This window comes from Micromonospora sp. CNZ296 (assembly GCF_007827635.1).
Map to the genome: position 1 here is coordinate 210,551 of NZ_VISW01000007.1, position 24,251 is coordinate 234,801.

General features: G+C 74.2%; 22 protein-coding genes. 11 read left to right on the forward strand and 11 right to left on the reverse strand.

Annotation, left to right across the window (positions count from 1 at the left end; genetic code table 11):
* The first annotated feature begins 104 nt into the window (after positions 1 to 104).
* Complete coding sequence (locus FB455_RS14405) at positions 105 to 1,313, forward strand: DUF4032 domain-containing protein (RefSeq protein WP_145753665.1); 1,209 nt, start codon at positions 105 to 107, stop codon at positions 1,311 to 1,313.
* Positions 1,314 to 1,325: 12 nt separating this feature from the next.
* On the opposite strand, the gene nagA is transcribed toward FB455_RS14405, so the two are convergent.
* From nagA to FB455_RS14420, 3 genes are read right to left on the reverse strand one after another with little or no spacing between them, the layout of a single operon-like run.
* Positions 1,326 to 2,435, reverse strand: a complete 1,110-nt coding sequence (nagA, locus tag FB455_RS14410) for an N-acetylglucosamine-6-phosphate deacetylase (protein ID WP_145753667.1) — start codon at positions 2,433 to 2,435, stop codon at positions 1,326 to 1,328.
* On the reverse strand, positions 2,432 to 3,364 hold the full coding sequence (locus FB455_RS14415) for an ROK family protein (protein ID WP_145753669.1): 933 nt from the start codon (positions 3,362 to 3,364) through the stop codon (positions 2,432 to 2,434). Before FB455_RS14415 ends, nagA begins: the two co-directional genes overlap by 4 nt.
* On the reverse strand, positions 3,361 to 4,290 hold the full coding sequence (locus FB455_RS14420; protein ID WP_114919031.1) for an SIS domain-containing protein: 930 nt from the start codon (positions 4,288 to 4,290) through the stop codon (positions 3,361 to 3,363). Before FB455_RS14420 ends, FB455_RS14415 begins: the two co-directional genes overlap by 4 nt.
* Positions 4,291 to 4,489: 199 nt before the next feature.
* Here FB455_RS14420 and FB455_RS14425 point away from each other — a divergent pair, with 199 nt between their 5' ends.
* The 4 genes from FB455_RS14425 to FB455_RS14440 all read left to right on the forward strand — a co-directional run bounded on the left by FB455_RS14425 (position 4,490) and on the right by FB455_RS14440 (position 8,051).
* The gene (locus FB455_RS14425; RefSeq protein WP_013288879.1) at positions 4,490 to 5,275 is read left to right on the forward strand and encodes a DeoR/GlpR family DNA-binding transcription regulator; all 786 of its coding nucleotides are present in this window, start codon (positions 4,490 to 4,492) and stop codon (positions 5,273 to 5,275) included.
* A gap of 142 nt (positions 5,276 to 5,417) precedes the next feature.
* Entirely contained in the window at positions 5,418 to 6,416 is a 999-nt protein-coding gene (locus FB455_RS14430; protein WP_071097586.1) for an ATP-binding cassette domain-containing protein, read from the forward strand.
* The gene (locus tag FB455_RS14435; protein ID WP_145753672.1) at positions 6,413 to 7,426 is read left to right on the forward strand and encodes an ABC transporter permease subunit; all 1,014 of its coding nucleotides are present in this window, start codon (positions 6,413 to 6,415) and stop codon (positions 7,424 to 7,426) included. The genes FB455_RS14430 and FB455_RS14435 overlap by 4 nt, the downstream gene beginning before the upstream one ends.
* A gap of 136 nt (positions 7,427 to 7,562) precedes the next feature.
* Complete coding sequence (locus FB455_RS14440; protein WP_145753674.1) at positions 7,563 to 8,051, forward strand: DUF3263 domain-containing protein; 489 nt, start codon at positions 7,563 to 7,565, stop codon at positions 8,049 to 8,051.
* A 6-nt stretch (positions 8,052 to 8,057) separates the two neighbouring features.
* Here FB455_RS14440 and FB455_RS14445 read toward each other — a convergent pair whose 3' ends face one another.
* Complete coding sequence (locus FB455_RS14445) at positions 8,058 to 8,270, reverse strand: hypothetical protein (RefSeq protein WP_013288875.1); 213 nt, start codon at positions 8,268 to 8,270, stop codon at positions 8,058 to 8,060.
* Positions 8,271 to 8,422: 152 nt separating this feature from the next.
* On the opposite strand from FB455_RS14445, the gene FB455_RS14450 reads away from it, so the two are divergent.
* The 4 genes from FB455_RS14450 to FB455_RS14465 all read left to right on the forward strand — a co-directional run bounded on the left by FB455_RS14450 (position 8,423) and on the right by FB455_RS14465 (position 11,625).
* Positions 8,423 to 9,325, forward strand: coding sequence for a hypothetical protein (locus tag FB455_RS14450; RefSeq protein WP_013475076.1), 903 nt, complete (start codon positions 8,423 to 8,425; stop codon positions 9,323 to 9,325).
* Between the two features lie 150 nt (positions 9,326 to 9,475).
* Complete coding sequence (locus tag FB455_RS14455; RefSeq protein ID WP_013288873.1) at positions 9,476 to 9,985, forward strand: GNAT family N-acetyltransferase; 510 nt, start codon at positions 9,476 to 9,478, stop codon at positions 9,983 to 9,985.
* A gap of 149 nt (positions 9,986 to 10,134) precedes the next feature.
* Positions 10,135 to 10,590, forward strand: a complete 456-nt coding sequence (locus tag FB455_RS14460; protein WP_013288872.1) for a hypothetical protein — start codon at positions 10,135 to 10,137, stop codon at positions 10,588 to 10,590.
* Positions 10,591 to 10,593: 3 nt separating this feature from the next.
* Positions 10,594 to 11,625: an SRPBCC family protein gene (locus FB455_RS14465; RefSeq protein ID WP_145753675.1), complete on the forward strand. Its 1,032-nt coding sequence runs from the start codon at positions 10,594 to 10,596 to the stop codon at positions 11,623 to 11,625.
* Between the two features lie 19 nt (positions 11,626 to 11,644).
* On the opposite strand, the gene FB455_RS14470 is transcribed toward FB455_RS14465, so the two are convergent.
* From FB455_RS14470 to FB455_RS14500, 7 genes are read right to left on the reverse strand one after another with little or no spacing between them, the layout of a single operon-like run.
* Positions 11,645 to 13,885: an AAA family ATPase gene (locus FB455_RS14470; RefSeq protein WP_145753678.1), complete on the reverse strand. Its 2,241-nt coding sequence runs from the start codon at positions 13,883 to 13,885 to the stop codon at positions 11,645 to 11,647.
* Positions 13,886 to 13,922: 37 nt separating this feature from the next.
* A complete protein-coding gene (locus tag FB455_RS14475; protein WP_145753680.1) occupies positions 13,923 to 14,417 on the reverse strand; it encodes a hypothetical protein in 495 nt (164 codons plus the stop codon).
* A 45-nt stretch (positions 14,418 to 14,462) separates the two neighbouring features.
* Positions 14,463 to 15,224: a GTP-binding protein gene (locus FB455_RS14480; RefSeq protein WP_013288868.1), complete on the reverse strand. Its 762-nt coding sequence runs from the start codon at positions 15,222 to 15,224 to the stop codon at positions 14,463 to 14,465.
* The gene (locus FB455_RS14485; protein ID WP_013288867.1) at positions 15,202 to 15,651 is read right to left on the reverse strand and encodes a DUF742 domain-containing protein; all 450 of its coding nucleotides are present in this window, start codon (positions 15,649 to 15,651) and stop codon (positions 15,202 to 15,204) included. Before FB455_RS14485 ends, FB455_RS14480 begins: the two co-directional genes overlap by 23 nt.
* Positions 15,648 to 16,112 (reverse strand): roadblock/LC7 domain-containing protein, encoded by a 465-nt coding sequence (locus FB455_RS14490; protein WP_013288866.1) that lies wholly within the window; start codon positions 16,110 to 16,112, stop codon positions 15,648 to 15,650. The genes FB455_RS14485 and FB455_RS14490 overlap by 4 nt, the downstream gene beginning before the upstream one ends.
* Positions 16,109 to 18,805: a sensor histidine kinase gene (locus FB455_RS14495; protein ID WP_030272106.1), complete on the reverse strand. Its 2,697-nt coding sequence runs from the start codon at positions 18,803 to 18,805 to the stop codon at positions 16,109 to 16,111. Before FB455_RS14495 ends, FB455_RS14490 begins: the two co-directional genes overlap by 4 nt.
* Positions 18,792 to 19,970 carry a hypothetical protein gene (locus FB455_RS14500; RefSeq protein ID WP_013288864.1) on the reverse strand — a complete coding sequence of 393 codons (1,179 nt, stop codon included), beginning with the start codon at positions 19,968 to 19,970 and terminating at the stop codon, positions 18,792 to 18,794. The genes FB455_RS14495 and FB455_RS14500 overlap by 14 nt, the downstream gene beginning before the upstream one ends.
* A 374-nt stretch (positions 19,971 to 20,344) precedes the next feature.
* Between FB455_RS14500 and FB455_RS14505 the strand changes: the two genes are divergently transcribed.
* Positions 20,345 to 23,209, forward strand: a complete 2,865-nt coding sequence (locus tag FB455_RS14505) for an alpha/beta fold hydrolase (protein WP_145753683.1) — start codon at positions 20,345 to 20,347, stop codon at positions 23,207 to 23,209.
* Positions 23,209 to 24,126 (forward strand): ABC transporter permease subunit, encoded by a 918-nt coding sequence (locus FB455_RS14510; RefSeq protein ID WP_145753685.1) that lies wholly within the window; start codon positions 23,209 to 23,211, stop codon positions 24,124 to 24,126. The genes FB455_RS14505 and FB455_RS14510 overlap by 1 nt, the downstream gene beginning before the upstream one ends.
* The last annotated feature ends 125 nt before the right edge of the window (positions 24,127 to 24,251 follow it).

Genomic DNA, 24,251 nt, shown 5'->3' on the forward strand with positions numbered 1-24,251 from the left:
CGCTACCGGCCGCCGCCGGCGGCGGGGCGGCGCGGGCATCGGCGGCTGTGTGCCCAACCACGAAGGGAAGCGCGGCGCGGGGGTCAGCGGTCACACTGGTTGCCGTGCGGATCACCTCGGCTCTCGTCGACCCGGCGCTGCTCGACCTCCCCTGGTCGACACCGCTGGAGCAGTGGCCTGCCGAACACCTGGTGGCGCTGCCGCAGGGCATCTCCCGGCACATCGTGCGGTTCGTCCGGCTCGGCGGGTACGTCTACGCGGTGAAGGAGACCGGCGAGCGGGTCGCCGAGCGCGAGTACGACCTGCTGCGGGCGCTGGAGCGGATCGACTTCCCGTCGGTCGAGGCCATCGCGATCGTGGCCGACCGGCAGACCGACGACGGCGAACCGCTGGACCCGGTGCTGATCACCCGGCACCTCCAGTTCTCGCTGCCCTACCGGGCGCTGTTCTCCAACACGCTGCGCCCGGAGACCATGAACCGGCTGCTCGACGCGCTGGCCGCGCTGATCGTGCGGATGCACCTGACCGGCTTCTTCTGGGGCGACTGCTCGCTGTCGAACACCCTGTTCCGGCGGGACGCGGGCGCGTTCGCCGCGTACCTGGTCGACGCGGAGACCGGCGCGCTGCACCCGTCGCTGTCGAACGGCCAGCGCGGCGAGGACCTGGAGATCGCCCGGGTCAACATCTTCGGCGAGGCGCTCGACCTCCAGGCCGCCGGCCTGCTGCACGAGTCGATCGACCCGGAGGTGGTCTGCGAGGAGGTCGTGCAGCGCTACGAGCGGCTCTGGCACGAGATCACCTACGAGCAGCAGGTCGAGCGCGCCGCCCGGCACGACATCGAGGGGCGCATCCGCCGCCTCAACGAGCTGGGCTTCGACGTGGCCGAGGTGGCCATGTCGACAGTCGACAACGGGCGCTACCTGGTGCGGCCGAAGGTGGTCGACGCCGGCTACCACACCCGGCGGCTGCTGCGCCTGACCGGCCTGGACGCGGAGGAGAACCAGGCCCGCAGGCTCCTCAACGACCTCGACGCCTACCGGCTGGAGAGCGACCTGACCGACGAGCAGCAGGCGGCGCACCGCTGGCTGACCGAGGTCTTCGAGCCGGTGGTCCGGGCCGTGCCTGCGCACCTGCGGAACAAGCTGGAGCCGCAGGAGCTGTTCGCCCAGATCATCGAGCACAAGTGGCTGCTCTCCGAGCAGGCCGGGCGGGACGTCGGGATGCGCCGGGCGGTGCAGTCGTACCTGGCCGACGTGCTCGTGCACCGGCCGGACGAGCAGGCGGTGCTCGGCGTCGAGGTGCCCACCGTCTGACGCCCGGGCGGATCACTCCACCCAGTCGCCGCCGCGCATCACCCGTACCACGTTCAGGTCGTCGTCCAGCACCACCAGGTCGGCGCGCAGCCCGGCGACGAGCGCGCCCACCCGGTCGCCCAGACCGATCGCGCGGGCCGGGGTGGTGGCGACCATCCGGCAGGCGTCCGGCAGGGCCACGCCCGCGCCGACCGCGTGCCGCAGCGCCGCGTCCATGGTGAGCGTGCTGCCGGCGATCGCGTCGTTGTGACTGAGCCGGGCCACCCCGTCGGACACGGTGACCGCCTGGCCGCCCAGCTCGTACTCGCCGTCGGGCATCCCGGCGGCGGCCATCGCGTCGGTGATCAGCGCGGCCCGCTCCGGACCGGCCACCGAGGTGGCGAAGCCCAGCATGCCGTCGTGCAGGTGCACACCGTCGGCGACCAGCTCGCACACCACGTTCGGGGCCTCCAGCAGCGCCACCACCGGGCCGGGCTCGCGGTGGTGCACCGGGCGCATCCCGTTGAACAGGTGGGTGCCGACGCTCGCGCCCGCGGCCACCGCCGCCCGGGTCTGCTCCCAGGTGGCGTCGGTGTGCCCGACCGCCGCGACCACGCCGTGCGACACCAGCAGCTCGATCGCCTTGGTGGCGCCGTCCCGCTCGGGAGCGATGGTGACCATGCGGACGGCGCCGCCGCCCAGCTCGATCAGCTCGGTCAGCTCGCCGGTGGACGGGTCGCGCAGGAACTCCGGGTTCTGCGCGCCGCAGCGGTCGGCGGACAGGTACGGGCCCTCGAAGTGGATGCCGGCGAGCACGCCGGACTCGACCAGCGGTCGGTAGGCGGCGGTGGCGTCGCGCATCAGCTCGAACGGGGAACTGACCAGGCTCGCGAGCAGCGTGGTGGTGCCGTGCCCGAGGTGGAACGCGGCGGCCTGCCGCGCCGACTCCGGGTCGCCGGTGGTGAACGTGTGCCCGCCGCCGCCGTGGGTGTGCATGTCCACGAAGCCCGGCACGATCCAGTGCCCGTCGCGCACCGACGGGTACTCGGCGACAGCGGTGATCCGCCCGTCCGCGATCTCCACGCAACCCTGCCGGATGACGCCGGTCGGGGTCACCACCTTGCCGGTCACGCGCCGGGTCATCGACTCTCCTTCGCCAGGGTGTCCAGGGCCAGCAGGGCGGCGCCGAGGCAGCCGGCCTCGTCGCCGAGGTCGGCCGCGACCAGGCGCGGCTCGCGGTGGAACGTCAGCCGCTCGCGCAACGCCCGCCGCAGCGGGTCGAACAGCCGGGCACCGGCCTGGGCCAGCCCGCCGCCGAGCACCACTGTCGACACATCGTAGAGCGCCTGCCCGGTGGCGAGTCCGTCGGCGAGCGCCTCGACCGCCTCCTGCCACACCTCCACGGCGAGCGGTTCACCTGCGGCCGCGCGGTCGGCCACCTCGGCGGCGGTGGTGGGCGCGCCGGACAGCTCGGCGTACCGGCGCCCGATCGCCGAGGCCGACGACACCGCCTCCAGGCAGCCGGTCCGCCCGCACCCGCAGCGCGGGCCGCCGGGGCGTACCAGGATGTGGCCGATCTCCCCGGCGGCGCCGTGCGCGCCGGTGGCGGCCGACCCGTCGACCACGTGGGCGGCGGCGATGCCGGTGCCGATGGCGACGAACAGGACGTGGCCCGCGTCCCGCCCGGCGCCGAGCCGCGCCTCGGCCAGGCCGCCGGCACGCACGTCGTGGCCGAGCGCCGCGGGCAGTCCCAGCCGCGTGCCCGCCAGCTCCCGCAGGGGTACGTCCCGGAAGCCCACGTTCGCCGACCAGACCGCCACGCCGCGCGCCTCGTCGACCACACCGGGTACGGCGATGCCGCAGGCCACCGGCGTACGGCCGTCGGCGCGGGCCTTGCCGGCCAGCCCTTCGGCCACGTCGAGGATCGTGCCGACCACGGCCTCCGGGCCGCGCCGGGCGTCGGTGGCGTGCCGTTCGGTGTGCACTGTCGTGCCGTCCGGCCGGACCAGGGCGCACTTCATCCCGGTGCCACCCACGTCCAGCGCGACGACGACCTCGTCGCCTGCGCTCACGCCAGGACCACGGACCGGGTCAGGTGGCGCGGCGCGTCCGGGTCGAGGCCGCGGCTGGTGGCGAGCGCGACCGCGAAGCGCTGGGCCAGGATCAGGTCGGCCATCGGGTCGACCGGGTTGCGGCCGGCCGACCAGCTCGTCAGCACCGTGCGCCAGCCGTGCGTGCGGCTGTGCACGAACGCGGCGCCGGTCGCGGCCACGTCCTCGGGCAGGCCGTCCGGGATCTCGCCGAGCGCCCAGACCAGCCGGCCGGGCGCGGCGACCGAGATCGGGCCGTGCCGGTAGTCCATGGCCGGGTACGCCTCGGCCCAGAACGTGGCCGCCTCGCGGCACTTCAGCGCGGCCTCCTGGGCCAGCCCGACGGTCCAGCCGCGTCCGAGGAAGGTGACCTGCTCGATGCCGGCCGGGTCGATCGGCAGCGGCGCGCGTACGGCCACCTCGGCGTCGGCAGCCAGCCGTCCGAGGTCCTCGCCGAGGTGGGCGCGGAGCAGCGCCAGCGCGGTGGTGGCGAAGCGGGTCTGCACCACCGACCGCTCGTCGGCGAAGGGCAGCGCGACCGTGGCGTCGGCGAGCGCGACGGCTGCCGAGTCCGGGTCGCCGACCAGGACCGTGGTGGGGATCCGCCCGCGCAGCGCGGTGAGCAGGTCGAGCACCTCGGTGGTGGTGCCGGAGCGGGTGATCGCGATCAGGCGGTCGTAGTGGCGGCCGGCCGGGAACTCGCTGGCCTGGAAGGCGTCGGTCTCGCCCTGGCCGGCGGCCTCGCGCAGCCCGGCGTACGCCATCGCCATGAACCACGACGTGCCGCAACCGACCACGGCGACCCGCTCGCCGGGGCGCGGCAGGTGCTCGGCGACGGTCGGGGCGAGTCGCGCCGCCTCCCGCCAGCAGTCGGGCTGGCTCGCGATCTCCGCGTGCACGTACGCCATGACAACTCCTCCCCAGGGGAGACCTTGCGCAATACGGCGCGATACGGCCGCCTTTCGCGCGTCATTCTGCGTGAAACCTGGTGGCCGTGGCAACCGTCTCCCCGTTCGCGCAGCGCAGGGTTTTGCGCGGACCCAGTTTCGCGCACTAGTGTGCACGCAACCGATCACCGTTCACGCACAGTCTGGGGAGGGCCCCGCGGTGGACCGCTACGCGCGCTGGAACGCGCTGCTGGAGATGCTGACCGACAGCGGCCGGGTCAGCGTCGAGGAGGCGGCCGGGCGGCTCGACGTCTCCCAGGCCACCATCCGGCGCGACTTCGACCAGCTCGCCCAGCAGCAGATGATCACCCGTACCCGGGGTGGCGCGGTCGCCAACGGCGTCTCCTACGACCTGCCGCTGCGCTACAAGACCGCGAAGCACTCGGCCGAGAAGCAGCGGATCGGCACCGCCGCCGCCGCGCTCGTGTCGCCGGGCACCGTCGTCGGTCTCAACGGCGGCACCACGAGCACCGAGGTGGCGCGGGCGCTCGCCGTCCGCCCCGACCTCAACACCAGCGCCGAGGGTGCCCAGCTCACAGTGGTGACGAACGCGTTGAACATCGCCAACGAGCTGCTGGTGCGCTCGCGGATGAAGGTGGTGGTGGCCGGCGGCGTGGTCCGGCCGAAGTCGTTCGAACTGGTCGGCCCGCTCGGCGGGGCGCTGCTGCGCGAGGTCACGCTGGACGTGGCGCTGCTCGGCGTGGACGCGATCGACCCGCAGCTCGGCGCCGCCGCGCACCACGAGGGCGAGGCGGCCATGAACAGCCTCATGGTGGCCCGGGCCAAGCGGGTCGTCGTGATAGCCGATTCGTCGAAGCTCGGCGGGCACGCGTTCGCCCGGATCTGCCCGGTGGACCGGGTCGAGACGCTGGTGACCGACTCCGGCGCGTCGCCGGACGTGGTGGCGGCGTTCCGCGAGGCGGGCGTCCACGTCGTCTGCGCCTGACGTGCAAGGAAGGGCCCCTTCTTAACGCCTGCGGTAGAGGAGGGGCCCCTTTTTAACGCGCCGACACTGCATACCGGGTATTGCCTTCCGGTGCATACCGCGTATGGTGTCGCTGACGCCTACTTATCGGGGGAGGTCAGCTGTGTCGGCTGTCCTGGAGATCGAAGGTCTCCGCAAGACGTACCGAAGCCGGAAACGCGGGGTTCGCCACGCGCTCGACGGCTTCGACATGCGAGTGGAAGCCGGCCAGGTGCACGGCTTCCTCGGCCCGAACGGCTCGGGCAAGACCACCACGCTGCGGACGCTGCTCGGCCTGATCAAGCCGAACGGCGGCCGGATGGCCATCCTCGGCCAGGAGCTGCCGCACGCGCTGCCGGCGGTCGCCGGGCAGGTCGGCGCCATCGTGGAGAGTCCGCAGTTCTTCCCGCACTTCACCGCGCGGGACACGCTCGGCCTGCTCGCCCAGGCCGGTGAGCTGCCCAAGCGGCGCGTGGACGAGGTGCTGGAGCTGGTCGGGCTGCGCGACCGGGCCGGTGAGCGGGTCAAGACCTACTCGCTCGGCATGAAGCAGCGCCTCGCGGTCGCCTCCGCGCTGCTCAAGAACCCCAAGCTGCTGATCCTCGACGAGCCGGCGAACGGCCTCGACCCGGGCGGCATCCGGGAGATGCGCGGGCTGATGCGGGAGCTGTCCGAGGCCGGGATGACAGTGGTGCTCTCCAGCCACATCCTGGGCGAGATCCAGCTCATCTGCGACTCGGTCACCATCATCTCGCTCGGCCGCCGGGTCGCGTTCGGTCCGGTCGACCAGGTGCTCGCGGCCCACTCCCAGGGTGCCGTGCGGGTACGCCTGGAGGCGGTCAGCGACCTGCCCCAGGCCGCCGACGCGCTCACCCGGGCCGGGGTCCACGTGGCCGCCGAGCCGGACCACCTGATGCTGTCCGGCGTGGACAAGCCGGCCACCGTCAGCCGGCTGCTCGCCGAGCAGGGCCTGTACGTCAGCGAGCTCACCCCGGTCGCTGTCGACCTGGAGAGCGTCTTCCTCGAACTGACCGCCACCGCGCCGGTCCCCGGCCAGCACCGTCAGGTCGATCAGTCCGCCAAGGTCGACCAGACCGGCACCGCAGGAGGTTGGGGCGCATGAGCCTGTTCGTCACCGAGCTGCGCCGGCTCGGCAAGCGCCGGGTGACCCGGCTGATGCTCGTGCTGCTGGTGCTCGGCCTGGCCACCGTCGCGACCGCGTTCAGCTTCTCCAGCGAGAAGCTCTCGCCCGTCGTGGTGGCCGAGGCCGAGGCCAAGGCGAACAACGACTACCAGTCCGCGATGACGGAATGGAAGCGCACCATCGCGGAGTGCGAGGCGGCCCAGGCGCGCGGCGAGAAGGCCGAGGAACGGTACGGCCCGAACTGCGGCAAGGACTACCAGCCGCAGCCCGACATGTTCGAGGCGAAGTGGTACCTGCCGTACCAGTTCGACTTCCGGGCCGAGTTCCCCCTGTTCATCGCCGTGTTCGCCGCCTCCGTGGCGCTGTTCGGCTTCATCGTCGGCGCCTCCTTCGTGGGCGCTGAGTGGAACACCGGCGGAATGATGAACCTGTTGCTCTGGCGGCCGAAACGGCTGACCGTGCTGGGCACGAAGCTGGCCGCCCTGCTCACCACCGTGTTCGGCCTGACCGTGGTGCTCGGCGCGCTCTGGACGGCGGCGTTCTGGCTGATCGCCAGCCAGCGCGGCAGCACCGCGAAGATGACCGCCGGAGTGTGGCAGTCGATCGGGCTGGACGGTCTGCGGGCGCTGGGGATGACGCTGCTCGTGGCGGCGGTCGGGTTCGCGCTGGCCTCGCTCGGCCGGCACACGGCGATGGCGCTCGGCGCGGCGGTGGGCATCTTCGCGGTGAGCGAGATCGGCATCCGGATCGCGGTCGCCGTGCTCGGGGTCCAGTTCGGTGACCGGTACGTGCTGTCCACGTACGCCCAGTCGTGGTTCCTGAAGCAGGCGGAACTGTTCGACTACGACACCTGCCAGTTCTCCCAGGGCGCCTGCGAGCCGGCGACGTACGTGGTCACCTGGCAGCAGTCGGCCGTGGTGTTCGGCGTGGCGCTGGTGGGCGCGTTGGTGGCCGCGTTCTGGACGATGCGCCGGCGGGACATCGCCTGACCTGGTCCGCGCCGCCGGCCGGTGCCGGCGGCGCGGACCCCGCGTCCGATGCGGCCGGGGGCGGCCCTGGTTACGCTGGGGCTCCCCCGGCCGGCGCGTTCCGCGTGCCGGTCACCCGCCGTCGGAGAGGAGCGCCATGTCCGCCGACGCCTCGCAGCGGGCCGCCGTCGACCGGTCCGGCCCGGCAGCGGGTACGCGCCACGCGGGCGGGACCGTTCCGCCACCGCGCACCGCTCCGCCCGTCGAGTCCACCGCACCGTCGGAGCCGTCGGAGTCCGCCCGGCCCGCCGAGCCCGCCACGGCCGGGCCCGCCTCGCCGCCCGTCGAGTCCGCCGCGCCGGTCGAGCAGGCCGGTCCAGGCGCGGCAGATGCGGCCGCTGTAGGCACGACGCCGGCCGGCCTGACCGAGCGGGAGCAGCGGATCCTTGCGTTCGAGGCGCAGTGGTGGAAGCACGCCGGCGCCAAGGAACAAGCCATCCGGGACACGTTCGGGCTCTCCGCGACCCGCTACTACCAGCTGCTCAACGCCCTGCTCGACCAGCCGGCCGCGCTCGCCGCCGAGCCGGTGCTGATCGGCCGGCTGCGTCGGCTGCGCTCGTCGCGTGCCCGTAACCGGCGCCGCTGACCGGCGTCACTTCTCGTACGTGCGCAACCCGTTGCCGATGGCGAAGAACGTCGGGGCCCACTCGCCGATGAAGATGCCCCAGCGGTCCGCCCGCGCCACCCCGGCGCGCTCCATGTGCTTGGAGAGGAACCAGCTGGTCACCGAGAGGCCGATGCTGACGAACCCGGCGAGGTAGGCGTGCTCCGCCCGGATGCCGCCCTCGTGCAACCGCTCCAACATCTCGAACCCCCTGTCGCCGGGACCGACCCGGTCACGTCCGACGCTACCGAAAGTCCGGAGGAGATGACGCACGGTTACCTCGATCGGGTCGGCCGGCGGATGACCGGCCGCGGTCCGGGTAGGCGGTCCGCGACGACGAACGGAGGCCGACGATGGGGGCACCAGACCGCCGGTACGCGATCGGCAGCAGGCCGGCCCGCCCGGTCGCGGAGGCGCCGGTGATGCGGGTGCGTTCCGCCTCCGACCCGGCGCCCGGCCGACCGGAGAACGAGGACGCGGTCTTCCGGTTCGGCCCGCTCGTCGGCGTCCTCGACGGCGCGACGGTGCCCGAGGGCTTCGACACCGGCTGCGCGCACGGTCCCGCCTGGTACGTCCGGCACCTGGCCGCCCGGATCGGCCTGGCGATCGCGGCCCGCCCGGCCGCCACGCTGATGAGCAGCCTCGCGGCGGCGATCCTCGCGGTGCGGGCCGATCACGGCGGAACGTGTGACCTCGACCATCCCGGTACCCCGTCCTCCACCGTCTGCCTGCTCCGGCACAGCGGCGACCGGGTCGACTACCTGGTGCTCTGCGACAGCCCGCTGGTGCTCGACACCGACCAGGGGATCGAGGTGGTCACCGACGACCGGCTGGCCGACGCGGTGGCGGACCTGCGCCGCAGCGTCGCCGCACTGCCGGACGGCGAGACCGACCCGGTGACCCGGTTCCGGCGCGCGACGACCGTGCAGCGGACCCGGATGAACCGCACCCACGGCTACTGGGCGGCGGCGAGCGACCCGGACGCGGCGTACCACGCGCTCACCGGGACGCTTCCGCTGCGCGGTCCGGGGGCGCTGCGGCGGGCCGCGCTGCTCAGTGACGGCGCCTCCTGCGCTGTCGACCAGTTCGGCCTGTTCGACTGGGCCGGGCTGCTGGAGGTGCTGACCGTGGAGGGTCCGGAAGGGCTGATCGACCGGGTCCGCGCTGCCGAGCGGGACCACCCGGACCGGCTGCGGCGGCACAAGCGCACCGACGACGCCTCGGCTGTGCTCTGCGAGTTCGGCCCTTCGGCGTGAGCACGCTCACGTCGGAACGACCGGTCGGATGACAACGCAGCGTGAGGCGGGAACACCCCGGGGGTACGACCGGACGAGGCGGTCGGCCATAGCGGCAATCCCTCCCCAAAGGGGTGGACGACCCGGACCACGCGCGGCAGACTGCGCGACGTGACGGGTGCTGTACGGCTGGAGCCGGTGGACGAACGGAACCTGGAACCGTTGCTCTCCGTAGCGGCGGCCGAGGCGGAACCGGAGGACGTCATGCCTCCGGTGGACGCCCCCGCGGGCTGGTCGCTGGCCCGCCGCGACGCGTTCCGCGAGTTCCACCGCGCCAGCCTCGGCGGGCTGAACGGCCCGACCGGCACCGCCATGTACGCGATCGTCTCCGGCGGTGAGGTCGTCGGCATGGTGCGGATGACCCGCCGGGACGAGCCGGGAACAGTGGAGACCGGCATGTGGCTCGGCCGGTCCGCGCGTGGCCGGGGCCTGGGCGCCGCGGCGCTGCGGCAGTTGCTGCACGTCGCCGCCGGGGCCGGGATGCACACGGTGGTCGCGAACACCACGCCGGACAACGCGGGGGCGATCTCGGTGCTGCGTAAGTGCGGCGCGGAACTGCGTGAGGAAGACGGAGTGCTGCACGCCCGGATGTCCCTGGATTCGGCCCTGCCGATCCGCTGACCCGCTTCCTTCCCCGATCACGTTTCTCCTGCTCAGAGTCGCCTCGGTGGGTGGTTTCGTGCTTGCACGGAAGTGTTTTGCCGAGGGGGTGACGGGTACTGCCCGCGTCTCCGGGCCCTGACTTTCCCGGGGAGCGCGGAGGAGAGCGGATGAAGAGCGGAACACGGGTGGCGTTCGCCGTCGGTCTCGGCTACCTGCTGGGTCGCCGGAAGAAGATGCGTACCGCGCTGACGCTCGCCGCGGCGGTCGCCGCCGGGCGGGCCAGCCGGCGCCCGGGCGGCCTGAAGCAGCTCGGCGCGGACCTGATGGCCGCGAACCCGCAGCTGCGCAACCTCGGCGGGCTGGCACCGCCGCTGGTGGCCGCGGGCCGCGCGGCCGCGACCGCCGCCGCCGGCAACGGCATCGACGCCATCGGCGGACGACTGCGTGAGGGCGCCGGTGCGTTGCGCCGCAAGGCGGGTACGGGCCGGCCGGACGCCGGGCGTTCCGCGTCGGACGAGGACCGTTCCGGGCCGGGCGCCGAGCGTTCCGCGCCGGACGAGGAGCAAGAACTGGACGACCAGCCCGGCGCGCCGGTGCCGGCCCGAGCCGATCGGGGGCGGTGAGCCGTGGCGACGGGCAGCCTGGCCGACCGGGCCCGCGACCAGATCGGCGGTGAGCTGCGCAACCTCGCCTCCGCGCTCGGTGAGCGGGCCGTGCAGGTGGTCACCGAACGGGTCACCGACGCCACCGGGCGGCTGAGCGAGTACGCGAAGCAGGGCGGCGATCCTGGCCTGGTCGCCGCCGCCACCGGCGCGCAACGGCTCGCCGAGGGCGCCTCCCCGGTGAAGGCGATGTTCCATGCCGGCCTGGCCGGCGGTAAGGAGAAGCTGATGGCGGCGTTCGGTCGCAAGGGTGGCCGGGACGGCGGCCAGAAGCTCAAGGTCACCAACATCGTCGAGACCGTCGAGGTCGGCGTGCCGGTCCGGGTCGCCTACAACCAGTGGACGACGTTCGGCGACTTCCCGAGCTTCATGAAGAAGGTCGAGCAGGCCGACTGCGACGCCGACGAGAAGATGACCTGGAAGGCGCAGGTGCTCTGGTCGCACCGGAGCTGGGAGTCGACGATCGTCCGGCAGATCCCGGACCGGCTCGTCCACTGGCGGTCGAAGGGCGAGAAGGGCTCGGTCGACGGCACCGTCAGCTTCCACGAGGTCGCCCCGGAGCTGACCCGGATCCTGGTCGTGCTGGAGTACCACCCGCAGGGCTTCTTCGAGCACATCGGCAACCTGTGGCGGGCGCAGGGCCGGCGGGTCCGGCTGGAGCTGAAGCACTTCGTCCGGCACGTGATGACCCGGACCGTGCTCGACCCGGACGCGGTCGAGGGCTGGCGCGGCGAGATCGAGGACTCCCAGGTCGTCAAGGACCACGAGACCGCGCTCCGGGAGGAGCGGGGAGACGCCGGGCCGGCCGACGACGAGTACGCCGCCTACGACGAGGGCAACGACTTCGACGACGACGAGTACGCCGACGAGCCGGTCCTGACCGAGCCGGAGCGTGCCCGCAGCCGGACGGCACGCGGGCAGCGCGAACCCGAGCGCCGCCGCCGTGTCCCGGAGAGGCCTCGCCGCCCGGCCGCCCGCCGCCGCGACGAGCGCTGACCGGAGGCGGGCCGGTTCGTCAGGACCGGCCCGTGGCGTACGACTCCAGGTGCGCGAGCTGCACCGGGTCCAGGGAGGGGCGGACCCGGTTCCGGGCCGCCTCGACGTGCGCGGCGGTCACGGTGCTCGCGCTCAGCGACTCCCGCATGGCTGCCAGCGCCGCCTCCCGGATCAGCGCGGCGCAGTCGGCGGCGGAGAAGCCGTCCAGCTCTGCGCCGAGCGCGTCGAGGTCCACGTCCGGCGCGAGCGGGACGTCCCGGGCCGAGGCGCGGAGGATCTCCGTACGCGCCGGGCCGTCCGGCGGCGGCACGTAGACCAGCCGTTCCAGCCGGCCGGGACGCAGCAGCGCCGGGTCGACCAGTTCGGGGCGGTTGGTCGCGCCGACCACCACCACGTTGCGCAGTGCCTCCACCCCGTCCAGTTCGGTCAGCAGCGCCGCCACCACCCGGTCGGTCGTACCGCCGTCGGTGGCCTGCCCGCGTACCGGGGCCAGCGCGTCCACCTCGTCGAGGAAGACGAGCGTGGGTGCGGCCTGGCGGGCGCGGCGGAACAGCTCCCGGACCGCTCGCTCGCTCTCACCCACCCACTTCGAGAGCAGCTCCGCGCCCTTCACCGACAGCACGTTCGCCCGCCCGGACCCGGCCAGCGCGGTCACCAGGTAGGTCTTGCCGCAGCCGGGCGGACCGTAGAGCAGCACCCCGCGCGGCGGCGTCACGCCCAGCCGGGCGAACGTGTCCGGATAGGTGAGCGGCCACAGCACCGACTCGGTGAGCGTCTGCTTGACCTCGTGCAGCCCGCCCACGTCGTCCAGCGTCACCGACGCCAGCTCCAGCGTGGACGCGGACATCGTGGTCGGCCGGACCACCTCCAGCGCGGCGGTGAAGTCGGCCATCGCCACCGTCGGCGTCTCCGCCGTCTTCTGGCGCAGCGCCGCGCGTACCCCTGCCTCGCGTACCAGCGCCGCCAGGTCCGCCGCGACGAACCCGGGGGTACGGGCGGCCACCTCGTCCAGCCGGACGTCACCTGCGAGCGGCACCTCACGGGTCAGCACCGTCAACTGCTCCCGGCGCAGCGCCGCGTCGGGCAGCGGCACGGTGATCCGCAGCGCGAGCAGGTCCGGGCCGCGCAGCGCCGGATCCACCGCCTCGGGGCGTCCGCTGGTGCACACCACAGCGGCACCGGCCCGCAGCGTCTCGGCCACCACCTGGCGGAACACCGTGGCCAGGGGGCCCGGCTCGTCGGCCGGGGCGATCGACTCCACGTCGGTGACCAGCAGCACGGCGGGACCACCGGCGCGTACCGCCGAGGCCGCCTCGCGCAGCCGGCGGGCCGCCGCGTCATTGCTGAGCGCGGCCAGCTCCGGCGCCCAGAGCGGCCGTACGCCCGCGCCGACCTTGGCGGCGACGGCACGCACCAGCGCGGACTTGCCCGAGCCCGCCGGGCCCTCCACCAGCACACCGAGCGAGACGGTGGTGCCGAGCCGGCCCAGCACCTCACGGTGGTGGAAGCCCAGATCCAGCAGTTCGGTCAGCTCCTCGGCCTGGGCGCGCAGGCCGGGCAGCTCGTCCACGTCGGGCGCGTCCTCCGGACCGAGCAGGTCGCCGTCGGGTTCCGTCCCGGGCGGCGTGGCGGGGGCGGAGAACCGCGCGGGGGAGGCCGAGGACGCCGGGCCGGAGCCGCGGGTGGCGGCGCCGTGCTCCCAGCCCACCACCGTGTCCATGGTGACGAGCGCGCCGACCGCCGGTTCGGCCGACACGACTGTGAGCAGCGTGCTCGTCCAGGCGTACCCGACGGAACTGGCCAGACTGCGCCGCGCGGCCTCGATCAGGCCGCGCACGGCGGCGTCCGGCAGCACGTCCTGCGGCAGCAGCGAGACGTCGTCCCCGGCGGTGACCACCTTGCCCAGCAGCGCGAGCCGCAGCATCTCCGGCGGGACCGCGGCGACCACAGCGGCCGGGCCGGAGAGGGTGAGCCGACGTGCCGGGGTCGCCGGTAGCGGGCTCACAGTGACCTGGCCGCCGGCCCGCAGGCCGAGGTTGCCCAGCAGCAGGTCGTCGGCGTGCAGCAGGGCGCCGCTGGTGCTCGGCTCGGCGGCGGCCGCGATGCCGGCGGTGACCCGGCGGCCGGTCAGGCGTACCGGGTCGCCGGGGCGCAGCGCCAGCGCGGTGAGCACCTCGGGATGCAGGCGCACCACGCCGCGGCGGGCGTCGAGCGCGGCCGGCCGCAGCGTCGCGGTCAGGGTCAGGTCGGGTTCGGCCACCCGCCGACAGTAGCCGCCCCGATCATCGGGTGCCGGGTCAGCGCGGGCCCGGGTCGTCCAGGAGCGACGGGTCGCGCCGGATCATCTCGGCCAGCCGGGCCGCCGGGTCGGATTCCAGCGGGTCGTGGCCGGGCGCGGGCACCGTCTTCACCGACATGGGCCACGTCGGCGGCGGCGCGGGCGGCGCCGCCGGGCCCACCGTCACCGCCGCGCCGGACCAGGAGACCCGCAGCGGGTACGCCTGCTCGCCCAGTTCCACGCGCAGCGTCACGGCCAGCCCGGGGTGCTCCGCCACCACCCGGCGGACCGCCTCGGCGACCTCCTCGACCGGGTCACGCCGAACCGGCGCCTCGCCACCGCGCAGCCGGTACGCGCCGCGTCCCGCCCGCTCGTCGCCCGGCTCGTCCGCCGCCTCCACGGGCACGTCCCGCTCGGGCGTCCCGGCCGGTTCGCCGGGCATCGGCGCCCGGCGGCGCAGCGCCTCCTCGCGCCGTGCCATCCGGGCCAGTGTCTCGTCCAGATCACCTCTCATGGCGTCCACCCCTTCGCCAGACAACGGATCGAAACGACTGCGAGTTCAGCCTGCCCGGGATCGGGTGGCCCGGTCCAGCGCACGGTCCAGGACGACGAGCAGGGCGTCCCGTACCGAGAGGCGGTCCCGGGCGTCGAACTGCACCAGCGGCACGTGCTCGCCGATCGCCAGCGCCCAGCGGATCGACGGCAGGTCCAGGGCCAGCCGGCCGTCGAAGGCGTTGACGCCCACCGCGAACGGCAGACCGGACCGCTCGAAGAAGTCGATCGCCGGGTAGCAGTCGTCGAGCCGGGCGCTGTCCACCACCACGAGCGCGCCGAGCGCGCCCCGGGCCAGGTCGTCCCACATGAACCCGAAGCGCGCCTGGCCGGGCGTACCGAAGAGGTAGAGCTTCAGGCTGCGGTCGATGGTCACGCAACCGAAGTCCATGGCGACGGTGGTGGTGGTCTTGCCGGCGACCCCGCCCGGGTCGTCGATGCCGATGCCGGCGGTGGTCATCTCCGCCTCGGTGGTCAGCGGCGCGATCTCGGAGATCGCGCCGACAGTGGTGGTCTTGCCGACCCCGAACCCGCCGGCTATGAGGATCTTGACCGGGATCGGCGGCCGGGGCGCCGGTACCCGGCTGACGATCGGGGCAGGTTCGGCCGGCGGCACACCCGGCGGCAGGTACGGCAGCGGCGGCGTGGGCGGGGGTGGCGTGGCCCGGCCGATCAGCGGCGCCGGGCCGCCGTAGCGGCTCGGGGCGCTGTTGGCGGCCGGCCCACCCGTGGCGGCCGCCGGCCATTCAGGAGATCGCACGAAGTCCATCAATCACTCGCAGGATGATGTCGGGATCGAGGGCGTCGTCGACGTCCGCGACGTGCACGTCGAGATGGCCGGCGGCGCGAAGGTCGCCGACCAGCACCCGGGTCACCCCGAAGTGCATCCGGGTCCGGGCGGAGATCTCGGCCACCGAGACGGGCTCGGCGCAGATCGCGACGATCGCCGCCAGCTCCGGGGCCAACCGGGCGGTCACCGCCCACGAGGTGCTGCCCGGACGAGCGGTGACCTGGGTCTCCAGGCCGATCGCCGGGTCGCCGTCCACCCGTCCGGAGGTCAGCACGAAGGGGCGTGGGCCGGTCGGCTCCCCGTCGCCCGCGTCCGGCTCCGGCACCGGAGCGGACGCGTGCAGGAAGGGGCGGATCCGGACGCCGGGTTCCGGCTCCGGGTCCGCGCCGGCGGCCCCTGGGATCATTGCTGTACGGCGTTCTTCAGCTCGGCGATCAGGCGCGGACTCAGGGCGCCGCCGGCGCGGCCGGCGAACAGCGTCATCTCGTACGCCACGGTGCCCAGGTTCGCCGTGCGGTCGGCGACGACGCCGAGCACCGAGCCGCTGCTGATCGCGCTGATCAGCAGGTATCCCTCGGCCATGTCGACGATCACCCGGTTGAGCGCGCCGAGCGCGTACCAGCTCGCCGCGCCCCCGGCGAGACTGGTCATGCCGGAGACCACGGCGGCGAGCCGTTCCGCGTTGGACCGGTCCTTGATCGCGGACATGGCCATCAGCAGCCCGTCCGAGGAGACCGCGATCGCCTCCATCACCCCGGCGGTGCTGGAGGTGAACGAGTCGAGCAGCCAGTTGAAGGTGCGTGCCTCGGGGCTGAGGTCGCCGGTGGTGCTCTGTTCGACGTTCTCGTGGAGGAAGGGGCTGGTCACCGTGATGGGTCCTCTTCGTAGCGGCGGTCGGTACTGACTTCGCGCAGAGCACGGGCGACGCCCGCCTCGAACTCGCTGATCCGGTTGCGTACCTCGACGGGGTCGCCGGGGTCGGAGCTGGTGGGGGGCACGGACTGCGCCGGGGAGACGGACAGGTTCGCGCCGGGCACCCGGCGGCTGAGCCGGGGCCGTTCCGCAGCCGGGGGCGCGTGGTCGACGTCGCCCTCGGCCCGCCGTACCCCGTCCTGGAACGCCTCGACCAGGGCCCGGACGCTCGACGGGTCCGCCGGTACGCCGATCAGTGGTCCGCCGGTGGCCGGTCCGGCCGGGCCGGCGGGCGGGGTGGCCGGCAGGTTCGCGCCGGGCACCCGCTGCCGGATCGGCGAGCGGGTACCGGGCCGCCCGGCGGGCGGCCCGACCGGGTTCGGCCCGGTCGGCGCCGGCATGACCGGGGATGACCCGGCGGGCGCCGGGGCCGGGCGGGTGGCCGGCGGCGTCAGGGTCGGGCCGGTCGCCGGCCCGGCGGCCGGGGGAGCGGCCGGGGCCGGGCCGACGACCGGTGTCGGCGGGGAGACGTGCCCGGGACGCGCCGCCGGTCCGGCCGGCCGGGTGTCCGACGGCGGCCAGGCCGGCGGCGGACCGCCGGTGGCCTGGCCCTGGTCCTCGATCGGCTCCGCGGTGTCGGCCTGGTGGCCGAAGGCGTTCCACGGGTCGCCGCTGGACATGCTGCGCGTGGCCCGGGTCAGCAGCTCGGCGTCGAAGCCGGACGGCGCCTCGACGGCCGGTGGCTCCGGCTCGCGGGTGCCGGGCACGGCGGCCCGGCCGGCGCCGGCGCCGACCGGCTCGGGGCGGCGGATCACGAGCGAGGCGCCCGGGATCTCCAGGGCGGCGGTGACGCCGCTACCGGGGGTGTGGCTCAGCCGGACGCTCCAGCCGTGCCGGCGGGCCAGCCGGCCGACCACGAACAGGCCGAGCACCTCGGTCGGGGCGAGGTCGAGGCGTTCCCGCCGGGTGAACCGGGCGTTCTCCTCGGTCATCCGGTCCTCGGTCAGGCCGATGCCGTGGTCGACCACGACAAGTCGTGCGCCGCCGTCGGTCAGCTCACCGGTCACCACCACACGGGTGTGCGGCGGCGAGAACGAGGTGGCGTTCTCCATCAGCTCGGCGAGCGTCAGCACCAGGTCGCCCGCGATGGCGGGGGCCGCCGCCACGCCGGGCGGTACCTCCACGTCGACGCGGGTGTAGTCCTCGATCTCGCCGAGCGCGAGCCGGACCACGTCGGCCAGCGGGACCGGCGCCACGTGACCGTCCGAGCCGGTGGCGCCGGAGAGCACCACCAGGCTGCCCGCGTTGCGGCGCAGCCGGCTGGAGATGTGGTCCAGCCGATAGAGGTGCTCCAGGCGGCCCGGGTCGGTCTCCTGCCGTTCCAGCCGGTCGATGAGCGCGATCTGGCGGCCGACGAGGTTCTGCGTACGCCGGCCGACGTGGCCGAACATCTGCGCCACGTTGCGCCGCCCGGCGACCTGCCGCTCGACCAGCCGGGCGGCGGTGTGCTGCACCCGGTCGAACGCGCGGGCCAGGTCGCCGATCTCGTCCCGGGCGCTGATTTCCACCGGGTCGAGGCGTACCGGGGGGACCGTCTCGGACTCGTCGTCGGCGACCCGGGTCAGCTCGGCCTCGGTGACCCGGGCGACCCGCTCGGCGGAGCGGGTGAGCCGGCTCAGCGGCCGGGCCACCGTACGCGCCACCGTCATGCTCAGCAGCACCACGACGAGCAGGATCGCCGCCGCCGCCAGGCTGACCAGCCAGGCCGCGGTCAGGGCCTCCCGTTCCCGGGCGCGGGTCTCCGCGATGACGTCCGCGACGACCTTCTTCTCCACGAACTGGCCCAGCGTGATCATCGACCGGGCCGACGGGAACAGCACGTCCAGCGGCACCGGCGCGATCGCCTTGTCCGGATCCCGGAGGCTGTCCACCAGGAACGTCGGGCTGGTCCGGGCGGCCACCGCCGCGTCGTCCAGCTCGGCCACCTTCAGCTGCTCCGGCGTGATCAGCTTGCGGAACCGCCGGTTGTCGACGTTGAGCCCCGCCATGCAGGCCACGAACGACCGGGCCACCTGCGGATCGCCCGTCGCCTTCACCAGCACGATCTGCGTGGTGCACGAGCTCAGTGCCTCGTCGACGCGCAGCAGCGCGTCCAGGGCGAGCACCTGCCGTCCGGCCGCGGTGTCGGTGTCCACCTGGAAGGGCAGCCGCAGCGCGTCGATCAGGGCGGTGTCGACCTCGCCGAACACGGTCAGGATCTGCTGCGGCGTGGCCCGGCCGCCGAGCGTGGCGTTGCGGACGTCCTCCAGCCGGCGTACCCCGTCGAGGCTCTTGCGGACCGCCGTCGGCAGCGTCTCGGCGCGCAGGTCCGCGACCCGGTCGTCGACAGTGGCCGACTTCTGGATCAGCTCGGTCCGGCTCACCCGCCCGAGCAGCAGCCCGACCGACAGCAGGCGTTCCTGCTGGAGGTCCTGGACCAGGCTGCCGACCCGGCTGGCGACGCGGACGGTCTCGGCGGTGTCGGCTGCATCCCGGGCGGCGGTGACCCGGTCGATGACGACCGGTACGGCGAGTCCGACCATGCTGAGCAGCGGAATGATGACCAGCAGGGCGAGCTTGCCCCGGATGCGTAACCTACCGAGCAGCATCGAACGGCCTCCACCGGTCGGCGTCGCCACCGTGCCCCACCGCGACCGGCTGGCGGTCGGCCCCGGGCGCGGAGAGCGGTGGCTCCGGGTGGACAGTCGGCGCCGGCCCGGCCTCGGCCGGTTCCCGGCGTGCCGGGGTGGCCCGGGACCGGTCCCGGCGCAGCGCGGCCACGTGCAGCGCGACGATCCCGGCGATCAGCACCACCGCCGCCCCGGCGGCGATCCGGCCCAGCAGCCGGTCCCGCTCCAGGGCGTCGAGTCGTTCCCGCAGCAGCGCGTCGAGCTGGTCGAGGATGACCGTGCGGAGCTGCTTGGCGGCGTTCTGCGCGCTGATCCCGGCGCGGGTGAGCTGGTCGGTGCTCGGCGCGGAGCGGCCGGCGCCGGGCGCCGAGTAGACAGCGAACGTCTCCAGTGAGCGCTGGTAGGTGTCCAGCGGCGTGAGCACGTTGGCGCCCAGGTCGGTGCTCTCCGAGCTGTCGACCGCCGAGCGCAGGTCGGCGACCAGGTCGGTGGCGGGACCGAGCGCGGAGACGCGCAGCTCGGCCAGCTCCGCGCCGACCCGCGCGCGTTCGGCGGCGGGGCGCTTGGCGGACAGCCGGGCCAGGTCGACGAGCCGCCCGGCCAGCACCGTCGCGGTGGGCAGGTCCCCGCCGATGCCGTCCTGGAGGAAGAACGAGTCGGAGCGCGGGTCGCGGATCAGGCCGGAGCTCTCCCGTACCTTCCGGTAGAGGGCCAGGAGCAGGTCGGACGCCTCGCCGTAGGCCCGGTACGCGGCCTCGGGGTCACCGATCCCGCGGTCCGGCAGCGCCTCCAGCTTGGCCCGCAGCCCGGCCCAGCGTTCGTGGGTGCGCAGCTCGTCGCCGACGGCGTTGTCCACCTCCGCGACGCCCTCGATGGCGGCGGCGAGCGAGGCCCGGGAGACGGCCCCTTCGGCGACGGCGATGGCCTGGGCCTCCACCAGCGTGTCGGTGACCGGCCCGAGGGCGCGCAGGTAGCGGACGCCGAGCCGCTCCCGGCTCACCAGGTCGTGGTCGTCGGCGAAGTCGCGTTCGGCCTGGACGAAGATCAGCCCGAGCGGGGCCAGCAGCGCCAGCACCAGCACCAGGGCGAGCGTGCGGCCCGGTACGGCGGGCCGCCGGCGAACCCGCGACGCGGGGACTGTCATGGTGTGTCTCCTCCGGCGACGGCGGGGCGATCGGTGCCCCGGGAGGTCGCCGTACGCAGTCCCGTGCACCGGACCGGAAAAGTAGCCGAACCGGACGCGCGTGAGACCTCGGCCGATGAGTCGGCTTCGCGTCAGTCCATTTTGGGTGACCCTGCGTCAGGGCGAAAGGTACGTAGCGTGTGATCGTGTTGCCAAGAAATGACATCGACGATGGTTTGCGCCTGTAGATGTGAATTCACATGATCCGAATACGTCCCGCTGGGACGCTCTGGACCTTTGGCGGATGACGGACGCTACGCGACGATCGGTGCAACCGGACAGACGTACGGCGGATCTCAGCGAATGCTCAGCCGTCGGCCCGTACCGTGTGGCGCATGAGATCAACCGCCGCGCGGCTCCGGCGCGCCCTGGCCGGCCGTCCGCGCCGCACCGTCGCCGCAGTGGTGGTGGTCGTCCTCGTCGCCGCCGCGCTGGTCTGGGTGGCCCGGCCGGGCGGCACGGACTTCCGGACCGAGCCGGAGACGGTGACGGTACGCTCCGGGCCCTCCGGCGACGAGCCGGTCGACCTGGACACCACGCTCTACCTGCCGGAGGACGCCTCCTCGTCCAACCGGGTACCGGCGGTGCTGCTGGCGCACGGCTTCGGCGGGACCAAGGACTCGGTCCGCTCCGACGCCGAGGACCTGGTCGCCCGCGGGTACGCGGTGCTCACCTGGACCGCCCGCGGGTTCGGGCGCAGCGGCGGCCAGATCCACCTGGACGACCCCGACTACGAGGTGCGGGACGCGCAGCGGCTGCTCGACCGGCTCGCCCAGCGGCCGGACATCCGCCTCGACGCGGCCGGCGACCCCCGGGTCGGTGTGGTCGGCGGCTCGTACGGCGGCGGCCTGGCCCTGCTGCTGGCCGCGCAGGACCAGCGGATCGACGCGATCGTCCCGATGATCACCTGGAACGACCTGTCCCGGGCCTTCCTGCCGGAGAGCAGCGGCCGGCAGCCCACCGACGGCGTGTTCAAGAAGGGCTGGGCGGGCATCTTCTTCGGCGGCGGCGGGAACGCCGGATCCGGCCCGGCCGGTCTCTCCGGGGCCACCGCCGCCGCACCGGAGGGCGCACCCGAGTCCGCCGGCCCGCCGAGCCCGCAGCCGGGCGCCGGGCCGGGCAGCGGTCCCGGTCGCGCGCCGGCCGGCGCCGCCGACCCGTCCTGCGGGCGCTTCGCGGCCGACGTCTGCGCCGCGTACCTGCGCATCGCCACCACCGGCCGGGCCGACGCGGCGGCGGTCGAGCTGCTGCGCCGGTCGTCGCCGGCCGGCGTGCTGGACCGGATCAAGTCGCCGACGCTGCTGGTGCAGGGCGAGGCGGACACGCTCTTCCCGCTGGCCGAGGCGGACGCCAACGCCCGGGGCATCGCCGCGGCCGGCACGCCGGTGCGGGTCGCCTGGTTCACCGGCGGCCACGACGGCGGCTCCGGGCCCACCTCCGACTCCGACCGGGTGAAGTTCCTGACCGCGCAGTGGCTCGACCACTACGTCAAGGGCGACGGGGCGGCCCCCGGCGACACGTTCACGTTCTCCCGGATCGCCGGGTTCGACGCGCTCGACCGGGGCCTGGTGGCGACCGGCTTCCGCACCGCCGACTATCCGGGCCTGACCGGTGAGGGCCGCCGCGAGGTGACCCTCGCCGGTCCGCCGCAGCCGGTCGCCGTACCGCCCAACGGCAACCCGGCGGCGATCTCCTCGGTGCCGTTCGCGGGCGCGCTCGGCTCGCTGCTGGACGGCGTCGCCGGTGACATCCCCGGCCAGCACGCCCGCTTCGAGTCGGCGCCGCTGGACGAGCCGGTCGACGTGGTGGGCGCGCCCACGGTGCGGATCAGGGCCGCCTCACCGACCGGCGAGGCGGTGCTGTTCGTGAAGCTCTACGACGTCGACCCGCAGGGCGCGGCCACGCTGCCGTCCGGCCTGGTCGCGCCGGTGCGCCTGACCGGCCTGCCGGCCACCGTCGACGCGGCCACGCCGGTCACCGTGAGGCTGCCGGGGATCGTCCGGCGGCTCGAGGCCGGGCACCGGCTGCGGCTCGTCGTGGCGACGTCGGACCAGGCGTACGCCTCGCCGGCCGAACCGGCCGTGCACACGGTGGCGCTCGCGGACGGGCCGCTGACGCTGCCCACCGTCGACGCCACGCCGATCCCCACCACCGCCACGATCTGGCGCTGGGCGCTGGCCGGACTGCTCGCCGCGATCGTGGCCGGGCTCGTCGTGGTCGTGCTGCTCACCCGTCGCCGGCACCGTCGCCAGGACGACTCCGTGCACCCGGAGTACGCGGGCGTCCCGCTCGCCGTGCGCAACCTGCGCAAGGAGTACGCGGACGGCTTCGTCGCGGTGTCCGACGTGGACTTCGAGGTGCACCCCGGCCAGGTGGTCGGCCTGCTCGGGCCGAACGGCGCGGGCAAGACCACCACGCTGCGGGTGCTGATGGGGCTGACCCAGCCCACCGCCGGTGAGATCTACGTCTTCGGTCACCGGCTGGTGCCGGGCTCGCCGGTGCTGTCCCGGATCGGCGCGCTGGTCGAGGGGCCGGGCTTCCTGCCGCACCTGTCCGGCCTGGACAACCTCAAGGCGTACTGGCGGGCGACCGGCCGGCCGTGGGAGGACGCGCACTTCGACGAGGCGCTGGAGATCGCCGGCCTGGGCGACTCGGTGCACCGGCGGACGAAGAAGTACAGCCACGGCATGCGCCAGCGGCTGGCCATCGCCCAGGCCATGCTCGGCCTGCCCGAGCTGCTGGTGCTGGACGAGCCGACGGACGGGCTGGACCCGCCGCAGATCGCCGAGATGCGCCGGGTGCTCCAGCGCTACGCCACCGACGGCCGGGCGGTGCTGGTCTCCAGCCACCTGCTGGCCGAGGTGGAGCAGACCTGCACGCACGCGGTGGTGGTGAACAAGGGCCGGATCGTGGCGTCCGGCCCGGTGGAGGAGATCGTCGGCGAGTCGCCGAGCGTGCTGTTCGAGGTGAGCGACCCGGACGCGGCGCGTACGGTGCTCGACCGGCTCGGCGGCGTACGGGTGCTGCCCGACGCCGACGGCGGGCTGGTGGTCGACACCAACGGCACCGCCCGCAGCGAGGTGGTGGCGGAACTGGTCCGCGCCGGCATCGGGGTGGACCGGGTGGTGCCCCGGCGCCGCCTGGAGGACGCGTTCCTCGCCCTGGTGGGCGAGAACTCTCGGGGAAGCGGGGACCGGTGATGGCGGGTTCGTCTGTGGCATCGTCGCCTGGTGGCGGCACGTCCGGTACGGCGGCGCCGGGCGCGGGCGGGGCGGCGGCCGGTTACCGGCCCTCGGCCACGCTCCCGTTCGCGGCGGAGTTCCGGCGGCAGGCGTCGCGCCGGCGTACCCAGCTCGCGCTGGGGTTCATGGTGCTGCTGCCGCTGATCATCCTGGTGGCGTTCCAGTTCGACGCCGGGGACGACGACGGCGGCGGGCGGGGCGAGTTCTCCAGCCTGGCCGACCTGGCCACCTCGGGCGGGCTCAACTTCACCCTGTTCTCGATCCTGGTGTCCGCGTCGTTCCTGCTGGTCGTGGTGGTGGCGCTGTTCTGCGGGGACACGGTGGCGAGCGAGGCGAGCTGGGGCAGCCTGCGTTACCTGCTGGCGGTGCCGGTGCCCCGGGCCCGGCTGCTGGCGGTGAAGCTGGTCGTCGCGCTCGCGTACTCCGGGCTGGCGTTGCTGTTGCTGGCCGGCACCGCGCTGCTCGCCGGCACGCTCCGGTACGGCTGGAAGCCGCTGAGCAGCCAGGTCTCGGCCGAGCTGGCCCCGGCCGACGGGTTGCTGCGGCTGCTCGGCGTGCTCGGCTATCTCGCGGTCGTGCTGCTGGTGGTGGCCGGGCTGGCGTTCCTGCTGTCGGTGACCACCGACGCCGCGCTGGGTGCGGTCGGCGGTGCGGTGCTGCTGTGGATCCTGTCCAGCATCCTGGACCAGATCACCGCGCTGGGCGGGCTGCGGAACCTGCTGCCGACCCACTACAGCAGCGCCTGGCTGGGGTTGCTGTCCACGCCGATGCAGACCGACGACGTGGTCAAGGGCGCGTTCTCGGCGGTCGTCTACGCCGCGCTGTTCTGGGGTCTGGCCTTCTGGCGCTTCACCCGCAAGGACGTCACGAGCTGAGGTGACCGGAGGGGGTCGCCACGGGTGTGGTCCGGCCCATATCATGGGAGCGTTCCCACAGGATTGTCCCGCCTGCAAAGAAATCGATTAACATCAATCAATAGTCCCGCCATCCTGGACGGCGT